Genomic DNA, 14,148 nt, shown 5'->3' with positions numbered 1-14,148 from the left:
AGGCGCAACTTTAGAAATCCGGGTTGGTCTGAACTGGTTATGGCCAAAGCCCAATCCTGTTGTCGTGCCTTCGCAGAGTAGTTACCCGATCAATGACCAAGGCCACATGTTTTTGCAAGGCCAGCCCTCTGCAGTAAGTTTGACACCGCCTGGAAGCAACGGCGACTAAACGACATTGTGACCACCGCGCATTACTAGGTCTGTTTCCTGGGGTACAGGCTGGCCAGAGAAATCCGACAGGCGTTCGGGCATGGCCCGATAGATTGCGCTGAGGCCGGGTTGGGTGGCGTCGGCCAGCTTTGCGCAGTTGTGCAGGGCCGGTTCGATTTCTGCGCTAGGCGTCCCGCCAGCGCTCAGCAGGTCGAGAAGGGCCGCGTGCGCGTCGAGGAGGCGCGCGAAGGGGGGACTTGCGCGCATGGTTTCGTCGCCGACCAAGGCAAGGACCGGTTCGGGTTCGGACATGCCCTTGAGTTCGACCGAGCCGAGATCGAGGAAGGCAAATTCGGGGGCGGCCTGGGCAGTGGGCTGCGTAACCAGGATGTCGTGGCCCACGCGTCTGCAGGCGCCCTCGATGCGGCTGGCGACGTTGACGGTGTCGCCGATGCAGGAATAGTCGAAGCGCTGTTCGAACCCCATATTGCCGACCAGCGCCGGGCCGGTCGCGATGCCGATGCCGATGGTCATCGGGTCATTGCTCGATGCATTGAGCTCGGCCAGCGACCGGCGCATGTCGAGGGCGGCGCGGCAGGCCATCAGCGCATGGCGATCCAGTTCCGCGGGGGCGTTCCAGAAGGCCATGACGGCGTCGCCCATGAACTTGTCGATCGTGCCATGGTGGCCAACGATGGACTTGCCGAGAATGGCGAACAGCCGGTTCAGCTTGGCGACAAGTTCGGCGGGCGGGGTCTTTTCTGCCAGCGTGGTGAAGTTGCGGACATCGGAAAACATCACCGTCAGATCCCGGAGATCGCCACCCAGCCGCAAAAGGCTGGCATCGGCCTCGATGCGGGTCAGCAGGGACGGCTCGACATAATGACCAAAGGCCCGGCGGATGCGGCGGCGGTCGGCGTCGGTCACTGCGAAGCGGTAGAACGCCATGGCCGCATAGACGATCAGTGCTGCAAAGAGGGAAAAGCTCGGGTCGATCAGCAGGCGCGGCCCCACAAAGGCCACCCACGAGACAACGACGATGGCGATGCCGGCGGTGAGCGAGACGGCAAGGCCCGACATGGGCCCGGTCATGACCACGGCGAGGACGATGATCATGGCGGTTATCGCAAATATCAGCAGTTCAAGCCCGACCACCCAATCGGCACGCTGGAGGAAAATTCCCGTGAGCATCTGCTCGAGGGCCTGGGCATGGATGGTGACGCCGGCGACGGCTTCGCCAAGCGTGTTGACGCGGATATCGAGAAGTCCGCTTGCCGACGACCCGATCAGCACAATGTGGCCGGCAATGCGGTCTGCCATTTGTCCATAGCCATCGACAAAAATTTCGCGGGCCGGGAGCGCCAGGTCCTCCGGCAGCTCCCGGTAATAGAGCCAGATGTCCCCCGATGGCCCGGTCGGCACGACGAGGTCACCGACCCGCACCTGTTCCACGGTGCCGCCCCCGGCGGTATCGCCCAGGACCACCAGGGTCGAGGCCCCCTGGGCCACGCGCAGGGCCTCTATGGCCAGGGCGGGATAGACGCGCTCACCCTGGCGCCAGATGAGCGGCAGACGGCGGGCAATGCCGGCGCTGTCCCGGCCGAGATTGGCGACGCCAACGCCCTGCGCTGCTGCCGACAGGTCCGGCAATGGCTGCGCCGCGCCACCGATTTCTGCCACCTGACGCAGGGGGTCCTCCCCGGTCATGGCAACGCCCGCCTTGGGCCCGGCGTCTGGTGGTGCGCCACCGACTCCGCGCGCCAGGCTGAGGACCGAGGGACTGCCGGCGAGCGCTTCGGCGAAGATCTCGTCATTATCGGTCCCACGGTCGACGAACCTGGCTGGCGACAGCCGGTCGGCCTCGCTGAACAGGACGTCGAAGACGATGGCGGCGGCGCCAAGCTCGGCCAGGCGGGTGGTCAAATCGGCCAGCATATCCCGTGGCCACGGCCATTGGCCCAGTTCCGCCAGGCTGGCCTCATCGATGTCGATGATGCGGATGGGCAGTTGTGGCGGCGTGTCACGGGGTTTGATCTGCTGAAACAGGTCGAAGGTTGTCTCGCGCGCGACCCGCACCGGATAGGGATCGCTGATCCTGAGCGCGCCCAGCGCCATGATGACCGCAAGGCCGAACAGGAGCGATGTCCAGCGCCGACCCATTGGCGGCTCAGTTCACATGCGTGGGCGGGGGCACCATGGGTGTGGTGCCGACACTGGGCCTCGTGCGCACTTCGCGGCGGAAATCCCCCGGGGACATGCCGGCGATCTTGCGGAAAGACTTGTTGAAAGCGCTGAGCGAACCAAAGCCGCTGTCCATGGCTACCTGAAGAACGTTGGCCTCATCGCGCATCAGCAGGGCCTGTGCATAGGACAGGCGCAGCAGGGTGACATAGTCAGCCAGGGTCATGCCCGTACACTTCCGAAACACGGTCATGGCGTATTTGGGGTGGATATCGGCAGCCACAGCGATGTCTGTTGAATCGATCTCTTCACGGAAATTGTCCCCAATATAGTCGCAGATGCGGACGACAATCGGGGAAACGTGCTGGTCAAAACCGCTGGCGTCGCGCTGCAGGGTGCGGTCCGGCAGGAGCGCATAGGGCGAGAACCGCAGGCGCTCGATGCGCAGCAAAAGTTCGTCCACGGCCACACTGGCCTGCATGGGATCGCCCGAGCGCGCATAGTCGCGCCAGCGCGCAAAATTGACCGGATCGGTGGCGTCGGTGGCCTGGCTGACCAGGGTCGCACCCTGCATCAGCCGGGTCTGCACGTCTTCAGGCAGGCGCAGCCGGAAAAAATGGACCAAAGGGAGGTGGCCGCCAGCATAGACGACATCATCGGACGCATCGTCGAGCAGGTGTGGCTGGCCGCCCCAGAACAGCGCGATATCGCCCTCCGAAAAGGTAACCTCGTGCCCGCCCATGCGATAATGGGCCCAGCCGCGCACGATGTAGTTGACCTCGACCTGGGCGTGCCAGTGGGATGCAAGCATGATGCGGGGCGAACCGTAAAAGACATGCAGCGCTGTTGGCAGGCGTTCAACACCATTGACCGACGGCTCGTAAAAACTACGCTCGACCATCTTACTTTCCGCGCTATCGGTGTGCCCTTGCGGCGCGACCCCTACGAGATGCGCGCTAACTTATGAACCGCTCCGGAGAAGAGCAATTAAAAAGGGAGGGATGCCGGCGACCGCATGGGCGGATTGCGGCCACTTTCCGCTTTATCCTTCTCCACTTCAGTTTCCCCAGAGGCGCGCCCATGCGGGCGAGCGCCCCAAGCATAAGGACCTGCCATGACCGACACCAAAGTTCGTTGGGGCATTATCGGGCCAGGCAGCATTGCCAAGGCATTCCGCGACGGCGTTGCGGCCGCAGCCCATGGTGAGCTGGTCGCCATCGCCACGCGCGACCCGAACCGCCCGGGCCTGGCCGAAACCTTTCCGGGCGCCCGAATCGTCGGGGGCTATGAGGCTCTGCTGGCCGACAAGGACGTCGATGCCATCTATATAGCCGTGCCGCACACGGGCCACGCCGAATGGGCCATCAAGGCGGCGGAAGCGGGCAAGCATGTGCTCGTCGAAAAGCCGCTTGCCCTGTCAGCCCATGAAGCCGATGCCGTCTTCCACGCCCATCGCAAGGCCGGCACCTTTGCCGGTGAAGCGTTCATGTATCGCCTGCATCCGCAGACGGCCAAAATCCTCGAACTGGTGAAGTCCGGTGTGATTGGCGAAGTGCGCATGATCCAGTCGAGCTTCGGCTTCAACATGGGCTCTTTCCAGCCGCAGCACCGCCTGTTCGCCTCGGCCCTGGCGGGTGGCGGCATCATGGACGTCGGTTGCTATCCGGTGTCCATGGCCCGGCTGCTTGCCGGCGCCATTACCGGCAAGCCGTTCGCAGACCCGGTCAAGATTGCCGGTACCGCCCGACTCAATGCCGAAGGCACCGATGATTTCGCGGCGGCGCTCCTCACCTTCGAAAATGGTGTGGTTGCCCAGGTGTCCTGCGCCGTCATGGCCAACCTGGACAATGTCCTGCGCATCCACGGCTCTGAAGGCCGGATCGATGTTCCCGACTTCTGGTTTGCCGGCGGCAATCGTGATCAGGGTCTCGGGCAGATCGATATCGTCAAGGGCGGCAAGACGGAGACGATCAGCGTCAACGAAAGTGCCCATGTCTATTCCTTCGAGGCGGAAGCGGCCTCGCTGGCCATTCTCGGTGGCCGCCAGGAGTTTGACGCGCCGGGCATGAGCTGGGCCGACACACTTGGCAATCTGCGCGTTCTGGACAAGTGGCGCGCCGATGCGGGGATCGAATTCTCGATCGAAAAGCCCGCAGTCCGTACCAAGACGCTCGACAACCGCACGCTCGGCGCCAATCAGGGCGTCATTCCCAAGCGCTCCATTCCGGGCCTCTCCAAGCAGGCTTCGGCGGTTGCGCTGGGCTTTGAGGACTTCAAGACCTTCTCCTCGGGCGCCATCCTGCTCGACGCCTTCTGGGAAAGGGGCGGCAATGTCTTCGATACGGCCTTTATCTACGGCGGCGGCTACACCGAAAAGCTCTTCGGCGACTGGCAGAAGCGGAGCGGCGTGCGCGAACAGGCCGTGCTGATCGGCAAGGGCGCCCACTCGCCGCTGGTCTATCCCGACGTCATCGCCAAGCAGTTGACCCAATCGCTGGAGCGCCTGCAGACCGACTATGTCGACGTCTATTTCATGCACCGCGACAACCTGGACGTGCCGGTCGGCGAATTCGTCGATGCCATGGATGCCGAGGTGAAGGCCGGGCGCATCCGTGGGCCCTATGGTGGCTCGAACTGGACGCGCGAACGCATGGACGAGGCGATTGCCTATGCCAAGGCCAATGGCAAGACCGCCCCGCAGGCCCTCTCGAACAATTTCGCGCTGGCCGAAATGCTCGACCCGATATGGGCCGGTTGCGTCACCGCCTCCACGCCGGACTTCAAGCAGTGGCTGATCGATCGCCAGATCACCAACTTCTCCTGGTCCAGCCAGGCGCGTGGTTTCTTCACCGATCTGGCCGGGCGGGACAAGCGCGACAATGAGGAACTGGTTCGCTGCTGGTACAACGACCAGAATTTCGGCCGCCGCGATCGGGCCATCGAGCTTGCACAAAAACTGGGCCACTCGCCGATCCACGTGGCGCTGGCCTATGTGCTGGCGCAGGCCTTCCCGAGTGTTCCGCTCATTGGGCCACGGCGCCTGGTCGAACTTGAAGACAGCCTCAAGGCTTTCGAAATCGAGCTGACGGCAGAACAGGTGAAATGGCTTGAGCAGGGCTGAGGCCTAGCGGCCTCCGCTTCTTCAGCATTAGAAAGAACGGCCCCCGGCTAAGTCGTCCGGGGGCCGTTTTGGTTATTCTTCGGCGAATGTTGCCAAAGGCGTCACCTTGGCCAGTTGCACCAGGCGCAGCGCGGCAAGGAAGGCCAGGACAGCGAACAAAGCTGCCATGATGAAAAGCGGCACGATAGAGGCCAGGACTTCGGCATTGCCGACCGCGAGGGGATAGCCGGCGGCATTGGCGGCGACCCCGGCAAGGGCGGCACCGAGCGCGTTTCCGGCCGACTGGGTTGTCGGCAGGAGGGCCGATGTGCGATCACGTTCCTCGGCGCTGCTGGCCTCCATGATGGTCAGCATGATGTAGCCATTGGATATGCCAAATCCGAGGCCGACCATGGCCTGACCGACCACAAGCACCCAGAACTGCGACCATTCGAGGCCCAAAAGCACCAGAATGAGCCCTGCCCCAAGGAGCAAGGGACCGGTGCGGATCAGAATGCGGCGTGTCGAGCGCTGGCGGACATTGGCCACAGTCACCGACGACAGGCTCCAGGCGACGGCCATAACGGCGGCGGTTATCGCGGCCTGGGTGGGTCCGAAACCCCAGAGTTGCTGCAGCAGCATGATGAGATAGACGGCGGTCGCAGCCCCTGCCACCGGCATCAGCAAAAAGACCCACAGGCCGGAACCGACGGCCGTACGCAGGGAAAAAGCGTCCGTAGGCATGAGCCGCTGCATCGCCCGGCGATCGAGCAGCACGGCGATGACCAGCAGGATCGCAGCACCGATCAAAAGCAGGACGGCCTGCACCGGCGGCGCCACGGCGGCCAGTGCCACAAGCATGGTTCCTGCGCCAATGGTCAGCAGGCGCAGGCCGGGAAAGCTCTCGGCTTCGGCAGACTTTTCACCACGCGGCACCACCAGCATGCACATGACGACGAAGATCAGCACGAACGGCACATTGATCAAAAAGGCCGCGCGCCAGGAGATCAACTCGGTCAACGCCCCTGCCCCGGCCGGGCCGCCAAACGCCGCCACCGCCCAGACAACGGCCTGCATTCCAAAGACCTTGGGCACCAGCCGGCTCGGAAAAAGCTCGGGAATGAGGGCAAAGCAAAGTGCTGCCACCACGCCTTCGCCAAACCCCTGCACCGAACGGCCGATCAGGACCTGGGTCATATCGCTGGCAATGGCGGCGATCAGCGTGCCGACCAGAAAAATCACGGCCAGGCCAATGAGGGACGCGCGCGAGCCAAGCCGGCGCTTCAGCAGCGCTGCGGCGGCACCGCCGACAATGGCGAAGACCAGGTATAGCGTCGTCGCCCAGGAGATGACTTCCACCCCGCCCAGGTCCTGCACCGCCGAGGGCAAAGCCGCGGCGGACAGGAAAGCGTTGAACGCAAACAGGGTCACACCAAGCGCCAGGATGGTGGTGACCGGCAGATAGCGGGGTCCGAAAATCTCGGCCCAACGGCCTTCGACTGTGTCCGACATGATGATGTCCTATTAAACAAGCAATTCCTTGTTTAATCTTTTTCGGGAGGAAAGCAAGGGGTGAGTGCCCAATCGTTGAGCAGGTGATGTCGTTTCCGGAGGCCGGTGCGCATTGCCAGAATCACGAACAAATTTTCTCTGCTGTTCGCGAACTGCGCACGGTTACACCTTTGTGCGCACTTGCTCGCCGGGCCTGGCTTGCATAAATTGCCGGTCGCAGGTTCGCCTGCATTGTTCTCAGGGCGGGGTGAAATTCCCCACCGGCGGTAAAGGCAGCAATGCCAAGCCCGCGAGCGCTCTCGGCTTCGAGAGGTCAGCAGATCCGGTGCAATTCCGGGGCCGACGGTATAGTCCGGATGAAAGAGAACGGGACCAAGCGCCTTGCCGGGCGCGCGCCACTTCGTGCCGCGCTGCTCCCGGCCCGTCGTCTCCCGTAACCCTGAGGAAACTGGTTACGGAAAGGACGACACATGAACCAGATTTCCTCTACCCGAAATGCCGCCGCAACCGGCGCTTTCTTCATGCTGGCCGCCAGTCTGGTGTTTGCCGGCTCCAACACGCTGCAGTCCATTCTGCCGACACCCGCCGAATATGGCGGCTTCGGCATGAGTTCGACCGGCATGGCCTTCTGGCAATACCTGATCGCCTCGATCCTTGCCTTGCCGCTGATCCTGCGGATCGGGGTCAGCAATCTGCGCACCAGTCACCCGCTTGCCCATGAAGTCAGGGCCTTTGTCTCTGCCCTGGGCGTCCATGTTTTCGTCTATGGTTTTGCTTCGGGCGTTCCTGTCTGGCAGATGGTGACGCTGCTGGCCACCGGTCCGCTCTTCGTCATTGTCGGTTCGGTGCTGTTCCTCGGCGAAAAGGTCTCGGTGGCCCGGATCGCCGCTGGCCTATTGGGATTTGTAGGCGCCATCTTTGTGTCGGGCGTGGGCACTGACGGCCTGGGGCTGCAGGCGCTGATCCCGGTTGTCGCAGCCGCCCTTTGGGCCACAACCGACGTGCTCACCAAGCATTTGTCGCTCAAGGGTGAAAGCCCGCAAACGCTGACAGTTTCCCTGCTGGTGCTGATGACACCGAACCATCTGGCGATCCTGTTGCTGGTCAACGCCTTTGCCGGCGTATTGCCTGCGGGCGTTGCGACGGGCTTTCCGTTTGCCCTGCCCGATGGCACCGGCCTGTGGCTCCTGCTGCTTTTGGGCGCGCTCACTGCCGGCGCGCAATATCTGCTCGCTTTTGCCTATCGCAGTGCCGACGCCACGTATCTGCAGCCGTTCTCGGACGTAAAAGTGTTCCTGGGCGGCCTCGTTGCGTGGATCGCCCTCGGCCAGGTGCCGACCGTGTGGTTCTGGCCTGGGGCGCTGCTGATCGTTGCCGCCTCTGCCTTCATCTTCTGGGCCGAACGTCAGGACAGCCCAAGACTGGCCGCTGCCTAGTCTGCCGAGCAAAACAGCGCATTCCAGAAATGGAACAAACTTTCTGGAATGCGCCCCTGCCCTATGGTACCACCGAAGAAATCGGGAGGTTCCATGCCGGACGGCGCCACACAGCCAGCCCCTCAGGATTTTGAAGCGCTTCGCAGCGCAATCATTGAGCGCAGGGGCGAATTGCCCAAGCGCCTGATGCAGGTCGCCGTCTTTGCCCTCGACCATCCGGACGACATTGCCTTTGGCACGGCCGCCACGATTGCGGCGGCTGCCCATGTGCAGCCCTCCACCCTCGTACGCTTCGCCCAGACTTTTGGGTTCGACGGGTTTTCGGGCCTGCAAAAGATATTCCGACTGCGACTGCGCGAGCGCACATCCAGCTATGAAGACCGGTTGCGCCAGCTTGAACAGGGGAGCGCGGGACTACCCCATGGCTCCGCAGTCCTGCACAATTTCGTTGTCGCGGCGCAGCAGAGCCTGGACACGCTGGCATCGTCCATAGACCCTCAAACCCTGGCCCTGGCGGCGGAATTGCTGGCCAAAGCCGAAACCATCTACCTCGTCGCCAAGCGCCGCTCCTACCCGATCGCCAGTTACATGGCCTATGCCTTTGGCAAGCTCGGCATCCGCTGCCAACTCGCCGGTTCAGCCGCTGGTATCGACGACGACCTGCTTGCGCTTGCCACACCGCGCGATGCTGCTTTCGCGGTCAGTTTTGCCCCCTATGCCTCCGAAAGCGCCGGGCAGGCGCGGGCATTGGCGGCCCGTGGCGTTCCAATCGTGGCGCTGACTGATTCTGCCTTCTCGCCATTGGCCGAGTGCGCCAGCCTGTGGTTCGAGGTGGTCGAGACCGATCACGCCGGCTTCCGTTCGCTTTCAGCAAGCATGGCCTTCGCCATGGCCCTGACGGTCATGGTCGCGGAGCAGCGCCGCCAGCATTGATCTGGTCATATTTAGAATTTTTGTTCCAAAACGGACTTCCGGGGAATGTCCGTTTCATATACGTTGCACCTGTCATTACGCATGGAGGTTTGGCGTGGCCGCAGGTGAAATCGACCGTCCCGAGAAAAAGCTGGACGTCATCACCATCGGGCGGGCCTCGGTCGACCTCTACGGTCAACAGATCGGCACGCGCCTCGAAGACGTTGGCAGCTTTGCCAAGTCCGTCGGCGGCTGCCCCACCAACATCGCCGTTGGCACAGCGAGACTGGGACTCAAGTCGGCGCTGATTACCCGCGTCGGCAACGAGCAGATGGGCCGGTTCATTCGTGAGCAGTTGACCCGCGAGGGCGTGGAGACAGCCGGCATCGTCACCGATCCGGAACGACTGACCGCTCTCGTCCTGCTCTCGGTCGAAACCGATACGTCATTTCCCCTGATCTTTTATCGCGACAACTGCGCCGACGCCGCGCTCAACGAAGACGATATCGACGAAGCCTTTGTGCGCTCGGCCAGGGCGGTACTGGTCACAGGCACGCATTTCGCCAAGCCGCAAACGGACAAGGCCCAGCGCAAGGCGATGCGCATCGCGCGGGAGAATGGCGGCAAGGTCATTTTCGATATCGATTATCGCCCCAATCTTTGGGGCCTTGCCGGGCACGATGCCGGCGACAGTCGCTATATTGCCTCGGATGCGGTTTCCGCGCATCTGCGGACGGTGTTGCCAGAGTGCGATCTGATCGTGGGCACCGAGGAAGAGGTGCTGATCGCCGCCGGTGCCGACGACCTCCATGCGGCCCTGCATACAATCCGGTCCCTGTCCAAGGCCGTGATCGTGCTGAAGCGCGGACCGATGGGCTGCATCGTCTATGACGACGCCATTCCTGAAAACCTCGAAGACAGCATTGTCGGGAAGGGTTTTCCGATCGAGGTGTACAATGTTCTGGGCGCAGGCGATGCGTTCATGAGCGGCTATCTGCGCGGCTGGCTGCGCGGCGAGCCACATGCCACCAGTGCCACCTGGGCCAACGCCTGCGGGGCATTTGCGGTGTCGCGCCTTCTCTGCGCGCCGGAAATCCCGACCTGGACCGAGCTCCAGTTTTTCCTGAAGCGCGGCAGCTCTGAGCGCGCCCTGCGCAAGGATGCGGACATCAACCACGTTCATTGGGCAACCACCCGCCGACGGGCTATTCCGAAACTCATGGCGCTGGCTATCGACCATCGCAGTCAGCTGGAAGACATGGCCGGTGACGATGCCGGCAAGCTCGCCCGCATACCGGAATTCAAGGTACTGGCCGTAAGGGCTGCCGCCCAGATCGCCGGGGCGCGCGATGGGTTCGGAATGCTCCTTGACGACAAGTATGGCCGCGATGCCCTTTACGCTGCGGAAGGGTTGAAGGACTTCTGGGTGGGCCGACCAATCGAATTGCCGGGCTCGCGTCCGCTAAAATTCGAATTCACGCAGGATCTCGGCTCGCGGCTGGTCGATTGGCCGGTGGACCATTGCATCAAGGTTCTGTGCTTCTTTCATCCGGACGACCCGGCCGAACTGCGAAATGAGCAGATCGAGAAGCTGCGTTCCGCTTTCGATGCCGCCCGCAAGATCGGCCGCGAAATTCTGATCGAGATCATTGCCGGCAAGAATGGCCCTCTGGCGCCCGACACGGTGGCGCGCGCGCTGACCGAGATTTATGATGCGGGTATCAAGCCGGACTGGTGGAAGCTCGAGCCCCAGGGCGATGAAGCTGCCTGGACCCGGATTGATGCTGTGATCGCGGAGCGCGACGAGTTGTGCCGCGGCGTGGTGCTGCTCGGGCTGGATGCGCCGCAGGCGGAGTTGGAATCCGCCTTTCGCGCCGCCAAGAGCGCGCGGTCTGTGAAAGGCTTTGCAGTCGGCCGGACCATCTTTGCGGATGCCGCCCGAGCATGGTTGAACGGGACGATGAGCGACGACGACGCCGTGGCCGACATGGCGCAACGCTTTGGGGCCCTTGTGGAGATTTGGGAGCGGCCATGAGCCAGAACACTATTCGCCTGACCATGGCGCAGGCCGTCGCGCGGTTCATGGCTGCGCAGAAGACCATGATCGATGGCGAGACCGTGCCGATTTTTGGCGGCGTCTGGGCGATTTTCGGCCATGGCAATGTGGCCGGTCTCGGCGAGGCCCTGCACGCGGTCAAGGACGAGTTGCCGACCTATCGCGGACAGAACGAGCAGAGCATGGCCCATGCGGCTATTGGCTATGCCAAGGCTAATTTCCGGCGGCGCTTCATGGCCGCAACATCCTCGATCGGACCAGGTGCGCTCAACATGGTGACGGCCGCGGCGCTGGCGCATGTCAACCGCATCCCGCTGCTGCTGCTGCCGGGCGACGTCTTTGCCAATCGCCTGCCCGACCCGGTCCTCCAGCAGGTGGAATCATTTGGCGACGGCACCGTGTCGGCGAATGACTGCTTCCGCCCGGTCAGCCGCTATTTCGATCGTATCACGCGGCCGGAACAGATCATTCCGGCCCTGCGGCGCGCCATGCAGGTGCTAACCGATCCGGCGGAGTGCGGGCCGGTTACGTTGAGCCTCTGCCAGGACACCCAGGCCGAGGCCTACGACTATCCGGAGAGCTTCTTTGCCGAGAAGGTGTGGGTTCCGCGCCGCATCATGCCGGACGCCGACGAATTCGCCACCGCCGCTGCCGCGCTCAAGCTGGCCAGGAAGCCCGTGATCATCGCCGGAGGCGGCGTGTTGTATTCACAGGCGTCAGAAAGCCTTGCAGCGTTTGCCGAAGATCATGGCATTCCGGTCATGGAAACGCAGGCCGGCAAGAGTTCCCTGCCCCATGCGCACGAGCTCAACATGGGCAGCGTTGGTGTCACCGGCACCTCCGCGTCGAATCTCCTGGCCGAGGAGGCAGATCTGGTCCTGGCCGTCGGCACGCGCCTTCAGGATTTCACCACCGGGTCCTGGGCGCTGTTCAAGAACGAAAATCTCCAGATCGTGGGCCTCAACGTTCAGCCCTTCGATGCGCATAAGCACAATGCTCTGCCGCTGGTGACCGATGCGCGTGTCGGGCTTGAAGCCCTTGATGCTGCTTTGCTGGGCTGGCAGGTTGATTCCGCGTGGACCAATAAGGCCTTGAATGCAAAGGAAGATTGGCTGAAAGACGCGGATGCCGCCCGGGCGGCGTCCAATGTCGAGCTGCCTTCTGACGCCCAGGTGATCGGCGCCGTGCAACGCGGTCGCGGCAGGGCCACGCTGGTCTGCGCATCGGGCGGGCTGCCCGGCGAGTTGCACAAGCTCTGGCGCGCGGATGGACCGGGTACGTACCATCTGGACTATGGTTTTTCGACCATGGGCTACGAGATCGCGGGGGGCCTCGGGGTAGCCATTGCCCGGCCCGACCAGGATGTCGTCGTCATGGTTGGCGACGGCTCGTACCTGATGATGAACTCGGAAATCGTCTCGGCGGTGATGATGGGCGTGCGGCTCACCATTGTCGTGCTCGACAATGCCGGTTTCGGATGCATCAACCGGCTGCAAATGGCTACCGGCGGGGCGAACTTCAACAATCTCTTCCGCGACACCTATCACCTGGAATTGCCGAATGTGGATTTTGCCGCACACGCGGCATCCATGGGGGCGAAGGCCAGGAAAGTGGCATCCGTGGCCGAACTCGAGGCGGGGCTGGCCGACAGTGAAGGTGCGCCCGGTGTGCATGTCTTCGTTATCGACACCGATCCGTTGATCACCACGGAAGCCGGTGGTCACTGGTGGGACGTGGCCGTGCCGGAAGTCAGCGAGCGACCGGCGGTCAATGCGGCGCGCGAAGCCTATGTAAAGGCGCTGAAGGCACAGCGGGCGGGGTAAGCCTCGACCTCAGCTTTGAGTCTGCGGAATTTCAGCGCCAAGGGCGCAGGAGAACTTGAATGAAAGCCAAACTTGGCATGTCGCCCATCGCCTGGTGGAACGACGATCTGGTTGAACTGAGCGATGACGTGTCGCTGGAAGAGTGCCTGCGCCAGTCTCGCTCGGCCGGCTTTACCGGCATGGAAAAGGGTCGCCGGTTTCCCGACGATCCGGCCGTGATGCTGCCCATCCTCAAGGCGGCCGATGTGACGCTTTGCGGAGGCTGGTTCTCGGGAACCCTGGTGGACGAGGACCTGTCTGCCAACAAGGATCGCATCGCGCCCATGATCGAGCTGTTCAAGGCCGTCAATGCGCCCTGCATCGTCTATGGCGAAGTCGGCCGCTCGATACAGGGCAAGCGCGATATCCCTCTGGCCAAAAAGCCCAAGCTGTCCGACGACGATATGAAGGCCTATGGCCGGAAGGTCACCGCATTTGGCGAATGGTGTGCCGAACAAGGGATGCCCTTGTCCTATCATCACCACATGGCGGCCGTGGTCGAGACCGAACCGGAACTCGATGCTTTCATGGCGGCCTCCGGGGAAGGCATTCCCCTGCTGCTCGATGCCGGGCACCTGGCCTTTGCCGGCGGGAACGTGCTGCGCGCCATCGACAATCACCACGCTCGCATCAATCACGTCCACGTCAAGGACATCCGTCGGGACGTCGTTGACGGTCTCGATCGCAGCCGGCAGAGCTTTCTCGATGCCGTGGCGCTGGGCGCCTTCACCGTGCCCGGCGACGGCTCGCTCGATTTCGGCGCCATTGTGCAGCGGTTCGCCGGTCATGGATATGAGGGCTGGTTCGTCGTCGAAGCCGAGCAGGACCCGATCAAGAACCCGCCGCTCAAGATGGCGCAGGTCGGCCATGCCGAACTCATGCGCGTGATGACAGCAGCAGGATATGACGTCGAAACCGAGGGTTTCCCGAAAGGCTGAG

General features: G+C 62.9%; 9 protein-coding genes and 1 riboswitch. Of the genes, 6 read left to right on the top strand and 3 right to left on the bottom strand.

Annotated elements, in window-relative coordinates:
• Positions 1 to 165: 165 nt before the first annotated feature.
• Together KIT02_RS01700 and KIT02_RS01695 are read right to left on the bottom strand one after the other, a co-directional pair.
• On the bottom strand, positions 166 to 2,310 hold the full coding sequence (locus tag KIT02_RS01700; protein WP_297581451.1) for an adenylate/guanylate cyclase domain-containing protein: 2,145 nt from the start codon (positions 2,308 to 2,310) through the stop codon (positions 166 to 168).
• A 7-nt stretch (positions 2,311 to 2,317) separates the two neighbouring features.
• Positions 2,318 to 3,232: a helix-turn-helix domain-containing protein gene (locus tag KIT02_RS01695; RefSeq protein WP_297581448.1), complete on the bottom strand. Its 915-nt coding sequence runs from the start codon at positions 3,230 to 3,232 to the stop codon at positions 2,318 to 2,320.
• Between the two features lie 213 nt (positions 3,233 to 3,445).
• On the opposite strand from KIT02_RS01695, the gene KIT02_RS01690 reads away from it, so the two are divergent.
• Positions 3,446 to 5,452 (top strand): aldo/keto reductase, encoded by a 2,007-nt coding sequence (locus KIT02_RS01690; RefSeq protein WP_297581445.1) that lies wholly within the window; start codon positions 3,446 to 3,448, stop codon positions 5,450 to 5,452.
• Between the two features lie 72 nt (positions 5,453 to 5,524).
• Here the strand turns inward: KIT02_RS01690 and KIT02_RS01685 are convergent, their stop codons facing one another.
• Complete coding sequence (locus tag KIT02_RS01685; RefSeq protein ID WP_297581442.1) at positions 5,525 to 6,943, bottom strand: MFS transporter; 1,419 nt, start codon at positions 6,941 to 6,943, stop codon at positions 5,525 to 5,527.
• Positions 6,944 to 7,172: 229 nt separating this feature from the next.
• A riboswitch (FMN riboswitch) is annotated at positions 7,173 to 7,315 on the top strand.
• Between the two features lie 98 nt (positions 7,316 to 7,413).
• Here KIT02_RS01685 and KIT02_RS01680 point away from each other — a divergent pair.
• From KIT02_RS01680 to iolE, 5 genes are all read left to right on the top strand, one after another.
• The gene (locus tag KIT02_RS01680; protein ID WP_297581439.1) at positions 7,414 to 8,379 is read left to right on the top strand and encodes a DMT family transporter; all 966 of its coding nucleotides are present in this window, start codon (positions 7,414 to 7,416) and stop codon (positions 8,377 to 8,379) included.
• A gap of 93 nt (positions 8,380 to 8,472) precedes the next feature.
• A complete protein-coding gene (locus KIT02_RS01675) occupies positions 8,473 to 9,312 on the top strand; it encodes a MurR/RpiR family transcriptional regulator (protein ID WP_297581436.1) in 840 nt (279 codons plus the stop codon).
• A gap of 94 nt (positions 9,313 to 9,406) precedes the next feature.
• Positions 9,407 to 11,326 (top strand): 5-dehydro-2-deoxygluconokinase, encoded by a 1,920-nt coding sequence (iolC, locus tag KIT02_RS01670; RefSeq protein WP_297581433.1) that lies wholly within the window; start codon positions 9,407 to 9,409, stop codon positions 11,324 to 11,326.
• Positions 11,323 to 13,170, top strand: coding sequence for a 3D-(3,5/4)-trihydroxycyclohexane-1,2-dione acylhydrolase (decyclizing) (iolD, locus tag KIT02_RS01665; protein ID WP_297581430.1), 1,848 nt, complete (start codon positions 11,323 to 11,325; stop codon positions 13,168 to 13,170). Before iolC ends, iolD begins: the two co-directional genes overlap by 4 nt.
• A gap of 59 nt (positions 13,171 to 13,229) precedes the next feature.
• Positions 13,230 to 14,147, top strand: coding sequence for a myo-inosose-2 dehydratase (gene iolE / locus KIT02_RS01660; RefSeq protein ID WP_297581427.1), 918 nt, complete (start codon positions 13,230 to 13,232; stop codon positions 14,145 to 14,147).
• Position 14,148 lies beyond the last annotated feature (1 nt).

This window comes from Devosia sp., from assembly GCF_025809055.1.
In the GTDB taxonomy this organism is placed as follows: domain Bacteria; phylum Pseudomonadota; class Alphaproteobacteria; order Rhizobiales; family Devosiaceae; genus Devosia.
This window is presented reverse-complemented; position numbering and strand designations above follow the sequence as displayed.

Coding starts and splice junctions, on each gene's coding strand:
- KIT02_RS01700 (WP_297581451.1), bottom strand. CDS start 2,310: ATGGGTCGGCGCTGGACATCGCTCCTGTTCGGCCTTGCGGTCATCATG.
- KIT02_RS01695 (WP_297581448.1), bottom strand. CDS start 3,232: ATGGTCGAGCGTAGTTTTTACGAGCCGTCGGTCAATGGTGTTGAACGC.
- KIT02_RS01690 (WP_297581445.1), top strand. CDS start 3,446: ATGACCGACACCAAAGTTCGTTGGGGCATTATCGGGCCAGGCAGCATT.
- KIT02_RS01685 (WP_297581442.1), bottom strand. CDS start 6,943: ATGTCGGACACAGTCGAAGGCCGTTGGGCCGAGATTTTCGGACCCCGC.
- KIT02_RS01680 (WP_297581439.1), top strand. CDS start 7,414: ATGAACCAGATTTCCTCTACCCGAAATGCCGCCGCAACCGGCGCTTTC.
- KIT02_RS01675 (WP_297581436.1), top strand. CDS start 8,473: ATGCCGGACGGCGCCACACAGCCAGCCCCTCAGGATTTTGAAGCGCTT.
- iolD (WP_297581430.1), top strand. CDS start 11,323: ATGAGCCAGAACACTATTCGCCTGACCATGGCGCAGGCCGTCGCGCGG.
- iolE (WP_297581427.1), top strand. CDS start 13,230: ATGAAAGCCAAACTTGGCATGTCGCCCATCGCCTGGTGGAACGACGAT.